Consider the following 18,491-nt stretch of genomic DNA (forward strand, 5'->3'; position numbering starts at 1 on the left):
TTGGTTTGTTGATTTAAGAGCTTTTATTAAGCTTTCCTGATTTTTAACTCAGGACAAGATCATTTTTGTATTCGATAATTTTCTCTCCATAAAGTCTTTCCGGATCTATATCATTGGCAAGACAATATTCTAACAGTTTGTTTGACTCTACAATTGGAATAGATTCATCGGTGTATTTGATTGAACTGATGTATTTAAGCCAAGGTTCCATTCCCATTGCATATACAAATACTTCACTAGGTTTAAAAACATCTACCATTGCTTTAGCTTGTTCAAAATTACATCCGGCCAATCGTCTGGATTCGTCTTTATCTCGTGCTAAAGTTTCCGGCATCAGAGGGCCATATAACCAGGACAATGGTGCTCCTTCGCATTCCATTCCTAAGAAAATAACATTGATGTCTCCCATTACCTTGTGAATACGCTCGTATAGTTTTGGGGATACGTTGCAGGAATCTGCAGCAAACAATATTTTTAATCCGTCTTTATAAGCAACATGGTGACATAATTTACTTCTTACATCCAAATCACAATGTTCTCCAACAAATGGTAATCCTGTAATAGAACAGTCGTCGAAATGAATGGTTTCCATTTCTCCCAGCTCTATAATGTTTTTGAATCCGATTCTTTCAAACATTAATTTCAGGTTTGGATCCTGAAGAAAACCTCCGTTGCTTTTTGGAACTATAATGTTTTTGATCTTACGTCGAAGTCTCAGCAAGGTTTCGAAAAGAATATGATCCTGGTGATTGTGTGTTACCAATACATAATCGATAGATTCTGGCAAATCATCATAAGAATAACGTGATATATCCGATTCGTAACCGTAACTAACCAGAGGATCTGCAAGGATTGTTGTACTTTTGGTTTCGGTAAGAATACAGGCATGTCCAAAATATCTTGTTAGAACACCGTCTCCGCTATAACGCTCGTATTTTTTAGATTTTTCTTTTGTGAAAAACGATTTAAACAAAGGAAGGTCTTCTGCCTCAATTTCAAATATTCTGGCAATTTCTCCAAACGTTTTCGGATGGTCTTCCATTTCGAAAAGCTGATCTATTTTCTCGCTTTTCAAAGGCAAGTTTACTCTTAAAATATCCTCTCCCGGCAATTTTGGTGTGCTTAGTACAAATGATCTTGAATCATCATCATGTACTAAAAATAAATTGAAACTTTGAAGCGACTCATTGTAAAACTCTGTTTCATACAATAAGGATTCAAAAAAGCGAAATGACGGATTGTTATTGATATCATATACCAATTCTACAAGACCTTGTAAACTCTCCGGTACTTTGTTATATAATTCTATAAGTGCATATCCTTTTGCCTCTTTTTTAAGCATGTCGTTAAGAGCGAATACATCTTCTCTTAATTTCAGAAGAGCTGCACATTGTTCTTTGGTGTTATCAATAAGTCCTTTGATTTCATCTACTCTTTTTCCATCATAATCGATGAAAGGTCCGCCTAACATTTTAGGGGTTTTAACTGCTGCTGCGTGAATCATCGGATTCTGAACATAAGAAGTCATAATTTTCAAATGTCTGTCCTTAATGTTCATTGCTGCCGTAGCCGGTGATATTAAGTGAGGCCATGCATACCAGTTGTCTACTAAAGGTTCAATAGCCAAATTCCTTTTAATGTATACTAAATCTTCATTTTGAATTTCCATTTTTTTTCCGGTTTTATTTAATTAATTATTGTTGTTATTTGATTAAAAATGTGCATAAAGCAGCCAGGAATAGTATAAAGACTTACCCTAATTTCAGAGGTATTCTTTACCTATTCGCGCTGAGCAAAAAGTATTGCGTTTGTTTCTAAATCTTCTTAGATTAATTCCTGTGCAAGTTCAAACAGGTAATTTTTGAGATTAAAATCTTCAGAGAATAATGTCTTGTATTTTTCTAAGGAGCAGGACATGCTTATTTCAACTGCGTTTGGATAGCTGCTGCAGATTAAGTCTATACCCTGAGTAAAATCATTGACCGAGTGCTTTTTGCTGTTTTCGGCCACAGTGGCATCCAGCGGTTTTTCGCTTTCACTGCTAATAAAATTTAGCATACCTCCTATTTCACTTTTTACCGAAACCTCATAAATACGCTCTACATCTTCGCAGATCACCTCATAAGGAATCTGCTGATGCATAAGTGTTTCCATATAGAGACTGTAAACTTCTTTTACATACCTGTCTTTTGTGGTTTTTGAAGGATTCAAAACCGGTAAAGGCAGAAAATTATTTACAACCCCCAACACTTTATGTCTTTCGATATCATTAGTTCCTAATTCTCTTGCCTGTACCAAAATCAGCTGCAAAGCTTTGTCAGTATGTTTACTAAGTATTAACTGGTGTAACGCTGTAAAGAAAGCCGAAGGAGTCAGACCGGTTGCATTTATGGTTTTCGAAAGTGTTGCAAAATCATCGGCTGTTATCGTGGCCGTTTGCTGTACACAGTCGATCAATCCGGCAGGGGCTTCCTCTGTCTGCTCTTTTCGCACAACATCTTTTAAGGTTTCCAGCCAGTATTTTCTATGCTCATTTGCTTCTGCCGAGTGCAAATATGATTTTTGCCAGGCCGCAAACTCATAATACAAAGTATGATTGATTTCTAAAGGTTGATCGTTAAAATAAGCTCTCAGGTTTTTAAGCAAAATCATGTTGGTAAAAGCATCTGTAAGTGCGTGATGTATGCTTATAAAAATATAAGAGTTTTGATCTGACACATTATTTGCTTCCTGTATCAAAAGTACTTTTACTAATGCTCCCTCTATTACATCAAAAGGCTTAGACAATAAAGCTGTAACCTGTTCTTTGTTTACTTTTGTTTCATAATAAACTTCAATTGGGACTTCTGATGAAGGCAGCATGCGCTGTTTTACAAGTCCATCTTCTTTATAAAATTGAGTCCTCAAAATTGGGAACAGCTCCATAAACGATTTAAACCTTTTTAAGAAATCTTCTTTTGAATCAAATTTAGAAGTGACTATTGGACCTATAATCCCCTGAGACATGGTCTTACTAAGTATAAAATTCTGATTTGGCGTGATCTGAAAATCTGCTGCTGTATTGATTTCAACATCCTCGTTCTGATGTGCCTGACTTTCGCTTAGTAAGTTTAAATGATTTACCAGCGTAACCAAATGATTTTTAAAGGCACTGGACAATTCATCCATTGTTTCTTTTTCAAATAACAAAGAAGAATAGCCTATGTTCATTTTGAGTTCTCCGAGTGAGATCATCCCTACAACACTAAATCCAAGATTATTATGATTGGCTGCACTTGAATTTCCACCGATACTTTCCCTTCCATACCTGAACACCGAATCATTTTCTGATGAGACTTCATATCCAAAATCACCCAGGTAATTGTACTCCAAATCAAAGGTAGTACCGAGGTCAACGTCGTCATTTAGAAAATGTAAGACACTGTATCCTATACCTTTGTTCGGAATTTTCAACAAGTCTTCTTTTACTTTAACTAAATTTTCCAATGCATCATGCTTTGATACATTTAATACAAAAGGATAAAACGATGTAAAGTATCCTACAGTGCGGCTTATGTCTACGGTATCAATGATTTCTTCTCTTCCGTGACCTTCCATCTGTACGGTCACTTTGTCTTTATGCAGGGTATCTTTAATAGCCAGTCCAAGACAGGTTAAAATTATATCATCGATTTGTGTGTTCAGCAAAGCATGCGCTGAGGTCTGCAAAAGCGTTGTGGTTTCTTTATCTAAAACCATTGCGGTGGTGGTATCGCAATTGAGTTTGTAAGCTTCATTTTCTTTCAACTCACATAAAGGGGTACCGCGCTGCCTGCATATTTCCTGCCAATAAGAAAGTTCTTCGGTTGTTTTTAGCTCTTGTGCATGTGCTTTCAACTCTTTTGCCCAGGTTTGATACGAAGTGGTTTTATAAGGAAGCTTATATTCGTTTCCTTCTTTACTATTCGCATACAAATCGGCAAAATCCTGTAATAAAATCCTCCAGGAAACCCCATCTACCACTAAGTGATGAATAATAAAAGCGATACGATCACCATCCTTTAATCTAAAATGAGCGATTCTTACCAAAGGTCCTGTTGCCAGATTAAAAGAAGACTGTAATGCTATTCCGGTATTTCTGATCGTCGTCAGATGATCCTCATCTTCCCTTAAATCGTAAAAATGGATGGTATAACTTTCTTCTGTACTGCTTTTATTGTATTGCTTTCTGGTATTATTTTCTTCCGGAAAAGCCATTCTCAGTACATCATGGTGTTGCACCAGCTGATCGATACATGATTCTAAAACCTGCGGATCAACCTCATCCTGCGTCTGAAGTAAAACAGTGTGATTGTAATACTCAGGTGCATTAAAAATTTTGTTTCTCACTTTACTGAAGAAAAATTCCTGAATAGGAGTCAAAATCACTTCTCCTGTCACTTCTGACTGATCGAGTATCTGATCGTTCTTTTGTAATAATGGTACAAGGTCTTCCAGTTTAGGCTTTGATATGATATCTCCTGCTTTAAGTGCAAATCCGTGTTGTTTGAGTTTGGAGACAATCTGAATCGATTTAATGGAATCTCCCCCAACGGTAAAGAAATTGTCCTTAATTCCGATACCTTCTTTCTTTAACACTTCTTCCCAGACACTTACCAATAATTTTTCTTCAAACGTTGTGGCGGCCACAAAGGTATGATTATCGTCAAGTACTGTATTATTATGCAGTGCAGGCAATGCCTTTTTATCGATCTTTCCATTAATTGTAAGCGGCATCTGTTCGAGCTGCACATACTTTTGAGGAATCATATATTCCGGAAGAATTTTGGAAAGGAAAGATCTTATGTTTCCGGGATTGATGGTTTCCGATGCCACAATATAAGCTACAAGCTCCTTTGCTCCTTCGTATCCTTCTTCCACACCCACAACAGCTTCGAGTATCTGATCGTCAGTTAACAGCTGTTGTTCTATGGCAGAAAGTTCGATGCGATAGCCTCTTATTTTTACCTGTTCATCATTACGCCCTTCGTAGATGATGTTCCCTTCTTTTGTCCACTTGCCTAAATCTCCTGTTCGGTACAGATTCCCTTTCTCAGCAAATGGATTTTTAATAAACTTACTGTTTGTTAATTCTTCGCGGTTTAAGTATCCTCTCGCAACTCCTGTGCCTCCGATACATATTTCTCCTACTACTCCTACCGGAACCAGATTGTTGTGGTGATCCAGGATATGTATTTTAGCATTCGAAATTGGTTTTCCAATTGGAATATTACGGTAGGCCTCTGTATTGCTTTCGGGCATTTTAAAAACAGTTCCGCAAACACTGGCTTCTGTTGGACCATAAGCATTGTAATAGGTTCCGTATTTAAAGTATGGTTTCATGATTTCATAATCCGGCGCCTCTCCTGCTGTGATGAGTGTTTCTAATGTCTTTAAATCATCTATGTCAACCAGGGCAATATAAGAAGGTGGTAATGTCGCAATATTAATTTTATTTTCTTTTATGAAAGCAGTAAGGGTATTGGCATCTTTTCGCTGTTCATCATTTGCCATATAAAGACTTCCTCCTGATAAAAGAATCATAAATGTTTCCCATACCGACGCATCAAAAGAGAAGGGTGCAAACTGCAATCCTTTGTTGCTCTCATTCAGTTTAAAATAATCGATTTGCGAAAGGATGGTATTTACGATCTGACCGTGTTCAATCATCACTCCTTTCGGAAGTCCTGTTGATCCCGAAGTATAAATTACATACGCCAGATCAGAAGGGGTTACCTCAATTGCTATCGAATCGCAGTCACTTACATCAAAACCTAAATCTACTGCTATTAAAGCTCCGGTATAAAATTCCAGATCAAACATATAGGAGGTTGTGGTAATGAGCAATTCCAACTGTGTATCGGAAATGATATGCTCTTTTACCTGATTAGGCATTTCAGGAGCAATCGGAACATAAGCACAGCCCTGTTTTAAGATCGCAAGTATAGCAATGATATTCCATTCATTACGGTCTAACTGTATTCCGATGAGTTTTCCTTTTTGAATTTTATAATGTGCCTGAATGTAACGTGCCAGATCATCAGAAGCCTTATCTAAAGCGGCATAGGTAAAGTTATTTTTACCCGCCACAAGAGCCACTCCCTCCGGAGTTTGTTTTACTTGTTTTTCAAATAATGACAATAAGGTTTCGTCTTTAGAATAGTCCAGTGTAATGTCGTTAAAATCCAGTACCAGTTCTTTTCTTTCTTCAGCAGACAGGTAATCAATTTCCTGAAGAGGAATATCGGACTGTAAAACAATTTTCTCCAGTAATTGTTTGAAATGTGTCATCAAACCTGATACAAATTCAGCTTCAAAAACGTCTGTATTGTACACCAGATGGCAGCATAAATGCTCTCCTTCTTCCATAAAATTGATGTCTAAATCTGTCAGTACTGAAGTTTCTCCCAACTGTTTTATGGTGTCAATCTGACTTTCATCTACCTTGAATTGATGGCTGTTATCAATCGCATTCTGCAATAGAATCATCACATCAAACAGAGGTGATCTTGACATGTTTTTATTATAGTTGATGAGTTTCAGTACATGATCAAAAGGATAGAACTGACAATCTAAGGCTGATAATGTATTTTCTTTTACAGTGTCAAAAAACGTACTGAATGTCTGTTCCGGATCGATCTGATTGCGCAGTGGCAGGGAATTGATATAACATCCTATCTGCCCTTTTAAATCGGCGTGGTCACGTCCGCCAACTGCTGTACCTATAATAATGTCCCTGCTATTGGTATATTTATAAACCAGTACATTCCACACAGCAAGCAATCCCATAAATATACTTCCTTTTTTATCTGAACAAAGCTTTTTAAATTCTGCTGTTGTTTGTTTCGAAAGGTAACTTTTAAGTGCAAAACCATTGACTGTTTTAACGGCCGGTCTGCTTTTATTATTTGTAAAGTTAATTATGGGTAATTCTCCTGAAAATGTGTCTTTAAAATAAGCTTCCTGATCTTTAAAGAAACCACCGGCAAGCTGTTCATTTTGCCAAACCGCATAGTCTTTGTACTGAACATTCAGTTCCGGAAGTTCATGAGGAAGCCCCAGTGAAAATGAGGTATAAAAAGCAAAAATGTCTTTAAACAGTATTTCAAGAGACCAGGAGTCGCTTATCACGTGGTGTATGTTGCAGTAAAAGATAAACTCACTTTCTGCTAATTGAAATAAATACACTCTGATCAAAGGACCATTCTGAATATCAAATGGTTCGTTTACATCTTCTCTGGTGAAGTTTTTTACATCTTCTTTCCCTTTATTTGAATTTCTAAAGTCAAAAAACTCAATTGTAAAATCTATTTCGTCTTTTTCCAGAATATGCTGTCTGATTTCTCCCTCTTCACTAATTCTGAAAACGGTACGCAATGACTCATGTCGTTCTATGGTGCTTAATACTGCACGTTTAAAGTTTGCAACATTTATATCCTGTTTGAGATAAACCGAATTTGGAACGGCATAATTGAATCCTTTTGCTTCTGTATCTAAAAGTATAGAAGATAACATTCTAAGCTGGCTTGACGAAACTTCGTAGCTGTTTTGTTTCTCTGCTTTCGGAATACTGTTGTGTTTGTTTACAGACGAGTATTTGGTAAGATAGGAGACAATTTCCTGTTTGTTTTCTTTTATCTTTTGAATAAGCACCTCATCTATAACGTCATTCTTAAAACCAAGTTTAAGATCTGTACCTTCTAATGATATTGTAATATTATTTTCATATATCTCATTTAATAAATTGACCATTTCATTTCGTTTTTGGTTTTACATGATGTTTGTTTACAAGTAATAATGTGTTTCAATCTTCTTTAGTTTTGGTTCGTACAAAAGAAAAGTCAGGTGTTTTTTTTAGATTGTCATTACCGATTTATAGGTACTCTCTTCCTGAAGTGTCACAAGCTTTAATCCCATATCAATCTCTGCAGCCAGTTCTTTGATGGTCGATTTTTGGTAGAAATCTTTAATTTTGATTTCGATGTCAAATCGTTTCTGAATTAGTTTAAGCATGGTAACACCTTTTAAAGAATTACCTCCTAAGGCAAAGAAATCATGTAAAACTCCAATTTCATCTTTACTAAAAAATGATTTCCACATTTCAACAAGCTTTTCCTCAGTTTCATTTGATGGTGGTACATAGTTTACAAAAGACACCGCATTATCCTCTAAATCCTCCTGGAAGGCTTCACTGTCATCATAATCTTCTGTGGTGAGAGGAGCAGCAATAGCGCCCTCTTCTGATCCTGAAAAATTGAGAAACGCAAAAGGATTTACTTTTACAGGCAGTTTTGTTTTATTAAATACATAACCCGGCATTGACACTCTGTATGGCTTTTGCTCTCCGTAGTAAGTTTCCCAGTTAATATCGATACCATTCATCCACAATTCTCCTAATTTTTGACAAAGATGCTCCTGATCATTAATTTCCTGTTTGGGATGTCTGACCAAATTTATAGCGGTATTATTGGAAGTTTCATCGTGCTTTTGCTGCTGAAACAAAGTGGTTAAGGTATTTCCTGGTCCGACTTCAATAAAAATGCTATCCGAATCTTTTAACAATGTGGCTAATCCGTCTGAGAATCGTACTGTATGACGCAAATGATCAACCCAATATTGCGTTGATACAGCTTCTTCCGAATTGATCAGTTGTCCTGTAAGATTGGATACAAAAGGAATTTTTGGTGCCGAGAATTCGACTTTTTCTAACTCCTGTCTGAACTCTTCCAAAACTGAATCCATTAAAAACGAATGTCCTCCTAATGAAATTCTTAGTTTTGAACATAAAATTTCTTCGGTTTCCAATATCTCTATTAGTGCCTCTATAGCTGAATCTGTACCTGATAAAACGCAAGATTCCGGAGAATTAACCACTGCCAGGCTCACCTGATCATTTAGGTAGGTTTTTATTTTTTCTTCAGAAAGCGATACACTTAACATGCTTCCTCCCGGCGTCTTGTTCATTAATAAAGCACGTTTAGCCACCAATTTTACACCGGTTTCAAAAGAAAATACTTCGCTTAAACAAGCCGCAACATATTCTCCTGTACTGTGTCCTATTAATTTGTCGGGAGTGATTCCCCAACGCATCATTAATTTGGCTAAAGCGTATTCAAAAACAAATACGATAGGCTGCGTGAATTCATTTTTATTAATGTCTGTATTTTTTTCTGCGCCTGCATTTTCTCCGTACAAAACCTTTGTGACATCTACTCCGGTTAACGTTTTGATAATCGAAAATCCTTTGTCTATGAGCTCTTTAAAATAAGGTTCCTTTTCATAAAGATTTTTACCCATGTTGAGGTATTGCGCTCCGGATCCTGTACACATGAAAACGATCTTTCTCTTTTGACTTAGTTTACCGGAATAAACGGACTTACTTAAAGGATCTTTTAAAGTTTCAATGGCATTTTCTCTGGAGTTGCTTACCAGAAAACGATTGTACTTAAACTGATTTCTGCCGACCTGCAAAGTATAGGCCATATCCTGAAAATTATCTTTTTCATTTTCTTCAAGAAACGAAGTTAACCTTTCCTGATAGGCATTTAAGGCTCCTACAGATTGTGCAGAAAAACGCAATAACTTATAAGAATTGTTCTCAGCGATTTCTTCCTTTAGCGGCGCTTCCTGTAAAATTACATGGGCATTATTTCCTCCTATTCCAAAGCTGCTGACACCGGCTCTCAAAGGCTGGTTGTCTTTCGATGTCCAGGCCGATAATTCCGTTTGTACTTTAAAAGGCCCGGACTTAAAATTAATTTCCGGATTTGGATTTTTAAAATGTAAAGACGGCGGAAGCATTTTATTTTTTAATGCCAGTGTTGTTTTAAGGAACCCTGTAATTCCTGCTGCACTGTCCAGATGCCCAATATTAGTTTTTACAGATCCTAAAGCGCAGTGATGATTGGTATTGTATTCAAAAGATTTATTAAGAGCTTCTACTTCTATAGGATCGCCCAATTTTGTACCGGTACCATGTGCTTCAATATAGGTTATCGATTCAGGTGTTGCATCTGCAATCTGCTGTGCCTGTTTGATACATTCGTACTGACCGCTGATACTTGGAGCTGTATACCCTACTTTTCGGTTTCCATCATTGTTTACCACTGAGGCACGTATCACAGCATAAATCTGATCTTTATCGGCTATGGCGTCTTCCAGTCTTTTCAGAACGGCTACTCCGGCTCCTTCTCCGGATACAATACCGGATGAATCTTCATCAAAAGCTTTGCAGTGACCGTCTTTAGAATTGGTCATTCCTTCCTGATACTGGTGCCCTTTGTATACTTTTGAATATACTCTTACTCCTCCGGCAATTGCAATAGAACATTCTCTCATCAATAAAGAACGACAGGCCTGATGAATTCCAACCAATGAACTTGAACAGGCTGTATCTACATAATAACTGGGACCTCTAAGGTTCATATTATAAGAGATCAGAGTACTGATGAAGTTTTTATTGGAGATTTGATTCAGATAAAATGAATTTACATTATCATTATTGGTGATCATCGTATAGGCTCTCCAGTTCATATTATCTGAAGCAGACAAATACAGTCCGATTTTATCTTTGTATGTTTTAGGATTGTATCCGGCATCTTCCAGACCAAGCCAAACCAGTTCGTGCATCATACGTACCTGAGGGTCCATTGACATTGCTTCTTGTCTGGTGTATCCAAAAAAAGAATAATCAAAACTATTAGGGTCTTCCAGAGAAGCCTGTGCTTTTATCAAATCCGGATTAGCAAGTTCTTTTTCCGTTACTCCCGCCGCTCTTAATTCATCATCGCTGTAAAAATGAACTAATTCTTCTCCGTTCATTAAATGTTTCCAGAACTCATTAATATTATCTGACTTGGGATATTTACCTGAAATTCCAACAATAGCAATATCTTTTTTTCTAATATTATTTTCCATAGTAATTAAATTGCATCGTATTACATTAAGTTTATAAATTCATCCAGAGCTTCTGATATATCTTCCGGAACTTGTTCGGTTTGTTTTTCCTGTGAATCAACAGCATTTAAGTATTGAAGAAACTCCTCGACATTAGGGTTTTCAAATAAGGATACGACTTTAATATCAAGCCCTAATTGCTTATTGATTTCGTTAAGTATTTTGACAATCTTTATGGAATTGGCTCCCAGATCAAAGAAATTGTCCTGCAGACTTACTCTTCCTGCCTCTTTCCCCAATACTTCTGCAATGATTCCGGTAATCAGTTTTTCTTTCTCTGTTTCGGGTGCTACGTATTGTTTTTCGCTGGCTATTTTAATTCCAGGTGTATTCCCCAGTTCTTTTTTATCGATCTTTCCGTTTATGGTGATCGGCAGCTGTTTTAAGGCTATAAACTCTGAAGGAATGCTATAATGCGGAATTAAGTTTTTCAGGAATCCTCTTAGCTGCTCTAACGACAATGTATCATCGGATACTACTATATAGGCAATTAAACTTTTGATATTAAATTGATTGATCTCTACCATTACAACAGCTTCGTCAATTTGATTGTGAGCCAGCAAAGCTTGCTCTACTTCTCCGAGTTCAATTCGATATCCCGAAATTTTAACCTGGTCGTCTTTTCTTCCCAGAAATTCGATAGTACCGTCCGGCAGCCATTTTCCTAAATCTCCTGTTTTGTAAAGGCGTTCGTTCTCTGCATACGGATGTTCAATAAATTTCTCTGCTGTAAGTTCCGGTCTGTTTAAATAACCTTTGGCCAATCCGGCTCCTCCTATGCATATTTCTCCAATAACTCCAACAGGTACTATTTTGTGATCCTTGTCCAGAATAAAGGTTTGGGTATTGGCAATCGGTTTTCCTATTGGAATATTTCCTAATGGTAAATCCTCTCCTTTAAGCAAGCCATACATCGCAGAACAAATACTGGTTTCTGTGGGGCCATAGGCGTTATAGTAATTTCCTAACTCCAAATATTCTTTTACCTTATTATAAACAGGAGCTTCACCAGCTGTGATTAAAGTTTTTAATCTTCTTAAAGAATTTACGTCCATCAGACTCAAATAAGAAGGCGGTATTGTCGCTACAGCGATTTTATTCTCGATAATGTATTTCTCCAGCATTTTTGGATCCTCACGGTGTTCTCTGTCGATTACAGATAAACAGGCTCCTGATAAAAGTGCTGTGAATATTTCGGATATTGAAGCATCAAATGAGAATGAAGCAAACTGCAATCCATTATCATTATTTGTAATATCGAAAAGTTCGATTTGAGCGAGAATAGTGTTTACAATCCCTTTATGCTCAATCATTACTCCTTTAGGATTTCCGGTAGAGCCCGAAGTATAAATGATATAGGCTAAATCATCCGTTGTAAGTTTTACATCTTCTAAATCTTTACTATAATTATTCGGTTCAAAATCGGTAACCAGATCAAGCAAGGTCCCTTTAAAATCATCGCTGATCGTTATATGAGACTTATCTGTAAGGAGTAACTTTATGTTGGTATCATCATAAATGTATGCTTTTCGGGATTCCGGATGTGCTGTGTCTATCGGAATATAAACCGCTCCCGCTTTCATAATGCCTAAAATCGAAATAATTACAGACGCATCTCTTTCTAACTGTACTCCTATAAAGTCTCCTTTTACAATATGGTGATCCTGTCTTAAACAATTCGCCAAACGGTTCGAAAGATGGTCCAGTTCCTGATAAGTATACTTTTGATTTTTAAATGATAATGCTGTGTTTTCAGGAGTTTTGGCAGCCTGAAGTACAAACAAATCGATTAAGGTTTTATCAGTCGGATAGGATACTGAATTGGCATTAAAATCAATGATAAGCTCTTGTTTTTCTTCTTTCGATAGGTAATCTATGTTTTTTATCTGCTGATTTGGATCTTGTACCAGTACTTCCAGCAATTGTTTGTAATGGTTTATGATACGTGATACCGCTTCCTGCGAATACAGGTCGGTATTGTAAGTGATATTAAAAGCGAGATAATCTCCCTGTTCCTGAAACGCAATGTCCATATCGAACTTAGATACTTTATACCCTTTATCTTCTATCGTATAAAAAGCCGTCTGATCCAGATTTTTGTTTTCAGCAACATCTCTCATGTTTTGTAGCATAAGCATCACGTCAAACACGGCACTTCTGCTGGTATCGTTTCGAAGATCAAGGTCGTCTGCCAAATTATCGAAAGGATACATCTGATGTTCATAAGACGAGAGGGTATTTTCTTTTACCGCTTGGTAAAAAGAATCAAAACTCTGCTCTGGATCTACTGCATTTCGCAACGGAAGTGTATTGATATAAAAACCTATCTGATCACTTAAATCGGCATGCTCTCTACCTGCAACAGGCGTTCCGATAATGATATCCTTTTCGGCGGTATATTTGTGAAACAGGACATTCCAGGCGGCCAGCAATCCTATAAACAAACTTCCTCCCTGATTTTGTCCGTACTTTTTAAGTCCGTTTGTGACTTCCGGTGTAATATAAGTTCTCAGGCTATTCCCCGCATAAGTCTTAACGGTCGGTCTTACTTTTTGATACGGCAGATCTAAAGTAGGAAGTTCTCCTGTCAGTGTTTTTAACCAATATTCTTTATGAACATTGTTTTGTTCCTGCTGCAATTGTTCCTGCTGCCAGACTGCATAATCTCTGTACTGGATTTTTAATACCGGTAATTCCGGTTCTTTCTCTTCGAGAAGCTGTTCGTATAGTGCCAGAACATCTTTTGCCAGAACATTCATTGACCAGCCGTCGCAAACAATATGATGTATGTTGTAATAAAATATATAATCATCATCTGAAAGCTGTAATATGCTGGCTCTTACCAACGGTCCGTTTGTCAGATCAAATGCTGCATAGGTGTCTTCTTTTATGTACTGAGCTACGTTTGTATCCTGATGCAGATCGGTTGTGTAATCTATATAATTTACACGGAACCCCAGTTCCTCTGTCGTTTTGATTACCTGTCTTACCTCACCCTCATCATTGATTTTAAATACCGTTCGCAAAGCTTCGTGTCTGCTTATAGTAGCTTCTATTGCTTTTGAAAAACATTTTACGTCATATGCTCCTTTTAAAGCCAGATGAAAAGGCATGTTGTATACTCCGGCACTTCCTGTAAACTGACTCAACACCCATAATCTGCGTTGTCCTGCTGAAACCGGATAATCTTCGGCATCCTGAACTTTTTGTATGGAGAGGTGTTTTTTTACTTCCGAGTTTCCAATCAAATTGGCATGGGCCTTAATCGTAGTACTTGAGAATACTTCTTTTAATCCCAGTTTTACTTCAAAAACTTTATGATATTGGTTGATCAGTTGTGTTGCTTTAAGACTGTGGCCTCCCAGTTCAAAAAAGTCATCTTCAGTTCCTACGGTATCTAATTGAAGTACTTCCTGCCAAATGGCTGTAATTTGTGTTTCAAGTTCATTTACCGGAGCCACATACGCTACACTTGATGATCGGCCTTTATTTAATGTCAGTAAATATTTTTTATCTACTTTTCCATTTACAGTTAGCGGAATGGCATCTGTTTCTATAATCACAGAGGGTACCATATACACTGGTAATTTGCGTTCCAGATATCTTTTGATCTCTTTTGATTCTTCTTTTTGAGAACAAACAATAAAAGCAATAATTTCTTTTTCGTTCTCATTTTTACTGTCTACTAATACAACTGCCTGATGGATCCCGGGATGCTGCAGCAGCTGTTGTTCGATTTCACTTAATTCTATTCGATAACCTCTTACTTTGACCTGATCGTCTCTTCGTTGTTTGTAAATGATCTCTCCATTGTCCATCCATCTGGCAATGTCTCCTGTTTTATAAGACAATGAACCATTTTCTGTTGCGATAAAACGTTCTGCATTAAGCTCCGGACGGTTTAAATATCCTTTTGCAACTCCTGCACCCGAAATTATAATTTCACCGTACATTCCAATATCGCAAGGATTACCCTGCTGATCCACAATTGCTATGGTCGTATTGGCAATAGGTTTCCCAATGCGTACCTCAGTCTGATCGCTTGTCATTTCTTTTACGATACAGCCTACGGTCGTTTCAGTTGGCCCGTATTCATTAAATATGCGAATGTCTTTGTCAATGTCCCACACATTCTGCAATTGATTCTGAGTCAATTGTTCACCGCCGCAAATAATGATTTTAACGTTTGTTTTATTGATATTCAGCTCTTTCAGTAACGAAAGGTGTGAAGGCGTTAATTTTAAAGTATCAATATTCGGGTTGGTAAAACTTTCTATAAGCAATTCGTTAATTGATTTTTCATCTGATCCGATCCACAATTGTTTTCCTCTGGTTAAACTTGTAAAAAGAGACGTTATGGTAAGATCAAACGAAATAGACGTAATCAATCCCCAGTTTCCTGTCTCCGCATCCGTAAAATAATAGTCATTCGACCATTGTATATAGTTTAAAAGATTGGCATGCGTGATCAGACAACCTTTTGGATTTCCGGTAGATCCTGAAGTGTAGATGCAATAGGCAATATCTTCGGGATTGGCTTTATTAAATAGTGCCGTATCGGCCTGTGCTTGAAATATTTCTTCTTTAGACGGATCAAGAACAGTTAAATCAGCATAAATTTCTGCCCCAATTATAGCCGGTGTACTGATAAGTAGTTTACAGGCTGCATCTTCCAAAACAAATTGAATTCGATCTTTTGGATAAGCGGTGTCCATTGGAATATAGTAAGCTCCGGCTTTCAGAATTCCTAAAACACTAATCATAAAATAAGGCGAACGATCCAGTAAAACCGCAACAGGATCTGCTTTTTGAATGCCACAATTCTGAATTAAATATTGAGCGAATTGATTTGATTTTTCGTCTAACTCTTTATAAGAAATAGTAACATCATCATAAGACAGAGCCGTGTTATTTCCTTGTAATGCTGCCTGCTCGTTAAAGATTGCCAAAATAGAATCAAATGAGGCATATTCTTTAGCCGTATCATTTGACGCAGCTATAATGGCCTGACCTGCTAAAACATCATTCTGATTGGTAAAAACTCCCTTAAGCTGAGAAGCCATTAAAGCCGCTGCGGCATCGGAATACAAAGCTGTATCGTAATACAAATCTATTGCTAAGCTGTCGCCATAATCTACAGCATTAACCTTTACTTCAAAAACATCCGTTACACTAAACAGATCTCTTATTTTTAAAGTATCTGAAGAATAATTGTCATTCAGCTCTGCATACTCAAACACATAGTTGAAGGTTGTAGCTTCAGTAACTTCCTTGTCATGAATTCTGTTTACATAGAAATAATCCGACCACATTCCAATTTCTGCAACTGTTTTTTTGATAAATGCAATGGCTTCTTTTTCAGATAGTGATGCAAATTCGTTCAGGCCAACCGGAAGTGTTTTTGCTACTAAACCAAATGTATTTTCAAGTTCGTTATAATATCTTTTAAACGGAAGATATCCAATTGTAAAAGAGTCTTCGTCAAATTTTGACAGATAAGCCGCGAACTGAGACAATAGCAAATGTTCGGCTGAACTATCCTCCTGAACCATTTTGGCTTTTAGTTCGGTATAAGCATCTCCGTCAATAAGGCAGATGGATTTTCTTTGAGGACTGAACGTCTGATTATTGCGATTCTTAAACGGTACAATGTCTTTGGTCAGATCTGTTGGATAGTTTTTCCAGAAATTCACTCCTTCTTCTTCCGGATCGCTGAACAACTGCTGCTGCCAGGCCGAAAAATCCTGATATTCTACCACTTCTCTCTCTTCTTTTTCATACGAAGTTTCGTCGAAGATGGCTTTGGAAAGTTCGCTGCATAAAAAGGCGGTACTGTAACTGTCTGCCCAAAGTGAAAACAAACGCACTGCCAATACCTGATTTCCTTGTGAATCTTTCAGCAGACAAAAACGTATCGCACTATCTTTTAAAGGGTCGTACCCGTATCCTAAACTTTCCTGAACAGTCGCTGTAATCGTAAACTGATCCAATGCCTGAACCGTTCTTTCGACTATTTCTGTTTGCTTTAATTCAGATACTGCCTGAACCGGGAAACCAACATTTGGTGCCTCGTTCATTTTAAACAATAAGGTTTCATTTTTACTTATTACGAGTGCTAATCCGCGTTTTAACTTTTCTATAGTCACATCACTTTTCAGATCAATAACTACCTGATTAAAATAGTTTTGTATGTTTTTTTCAGCTACACTCCATAAGTTCATTTGATTTATTGAAAGCTGATATCCTTCAACGTTATTTATTGTTTCTTTTTCCATGATTTTAGTATCTGATTAATTAGGTATTCAAACTGTTCCGGCAGAACGCGAACAGTACTTTGTTTTTGGATTAGGTATGTTTAGAAATTAAAATAAGGAGGCTATAATTTGTCTGCTGCCTTCATAAGGGCTTCTTCCGTGTGACATCAACATGTTGTCCAGGAATAATACATCTCCTTTTTCCCAAGGGAATAAAACGGTAGCTTTTTGATAGGCTTCTCTGATTTCTTCGATTTCTTCTTTTGAGATTTCGGTTCCGTCTCCGTAGAAGGTGTTATTTGGAAGCTGGTCTTCTGAATTTACCAGATCAAAAAAGGAGGCTTCCAATGCATATTTGTTAAAAAAGTAAGCGTGATTGAACCAAACTGAATCTCCTGTAGCCGGGTGTTCCCAAATTGCTTTTTTAGTCCATGTTAAAACTAAATTGGTATCGCTTTTCCATTCAAACGAAATGCCTTGTTCGTTGCAGGTTTTCTCTACTTCTTTTTGGTCTTCAGTCTGAAAAACTTCTTTCCAGGACAAACCATAAGCTTCGTTGAGGTTTCTCACATATTTCACTCCTTTTTCCAAAAACTTAGTTCTTGTTTTTTCGCTTAAATACTCCAGTACTTTTTTGTTATCGGCTATCGGAGTTTCACCTTGTTTGTCGGCCGGATCGATGCAGCAAAACACAATATTGCTTGGGTGAACGGGCGCATACGAACTTTCACTGTGCATTTCGATCGAATATTCTTTAGGATAAGTTGTCGTGTGGTACACGTTCTTTCCAACTGAATATCGAGGTGATGATCTTAAATTATATTCAAGAGGAGTATCTGCATATAATTTGCTGAAATTTTCAAATTTTTCAACGGTGTTAATGTGAAATCCTCTAAAAAGTATGGCTCCGTAGGTATTCACTTTTTCCTGAAATTCAGCTCTGTTCTGAGCTACCCAGTCGTTTAACTGCATTCCGACTGCCGATGGTTTAACTACCAATGGAAATCCTGCCTGACCTGGCCATACTGAATAGTCAACTTGTGCAACATCGGTTACTTTTTGAGCTTTAATCCCTTTTAATTTTTGTATACTATTGATCATAATTTTATTTTTTTAGAATACAGCTTTTGACTGTAGTGTTTGTAATCAAAATATTTAGTTCGTAAGATTCAGAGTTTCACCAATCAGGTCGAACCAAAAATGATCTAACCTGATTCGCGGCTCTGTACTCTAATTTGAAAAAGAATTTTATCGCTGTAAATG

The 18,491-nt window shown here is 37.1% G+C and carries 5 protein-coding genes; all 5 read right to left on the bottom strand.

Annotated elements, in window-relative coordinates; genetic code table 11:
- Window positions 1-43 precede the first annotated feature (43 nt).
- Complete coding sequence (locus BHE19_RS10885; protein ID WP_017495539.1) at window positions 44-1,669, bottom strand: MBL fold metallo-hydrolase; 1,626 nt, start codon at window positions 1,667-1,669, stop codon at window positions 44-46.
- Window positions 1,670-1,824: 155 nt separating this feature from the next.
- Window positions 1,825-7,770: a non-ribosomal peptide synthetase gene (locus BHE19_RS10890; RefSeq protein WP_070907120.1), complete on the bottom strand. Its 5,946-nt coding sequence runs from the start codon at window positions 7,768-7,770 to the stop codon at window positions 1,825-1,827.
- Window positions 7,771-7,872: 102 nt separating this feature from the next.
- Complete coding sequence (locus BHE19_RS10895) at window positions 7,873-10,935, bottom strand: type I polyketide synthase (protein WP_070907121.1); 3,063 nt, start codon at window positions 10,933-10,935, stop codon at window positions 7,873-7,875.
- A gap of 20 nt (window positions 10,936-10,955) precedes the next feature.
- Window positions 10,956-17,249 (bottom strand): non-ribosomal peptide synthetase, encoded by a 6,294-nt coding sequence (locus BHE19_RS10900; RefSeq protein ID WP_070907122.1) that lies wholly within the window; start codon window positions 17,247-17,249, stop codon window positions 10,956-10,958.
- A gap of 87 nt (window positions 17,250-17,336) precedes the next feature.
- Window positions 17,337-18,329, bottom strand: coding sequence for a TauD/TfdA family dioxygenase (locus BHE19_RS10905; RefSeq protein WP_035746294.1), 993 nt, complete (start codon window positions 18,327-18,329; stop codon window positions 17,337-17,339).
- Between the last annotated feature and the right edge of the window lie 162 nt (window positions 18,330-18,491).

The sequence above is a fragment of the Flavobacterium tructae genome (genome assembly GCF_001853485.1).
GTDB lineage: Bacteria > Bacteroidota > Bacteroidia > Flavobacteriales > Flavobacteriaceae > Flavobacterium > Flavobacterium tructae.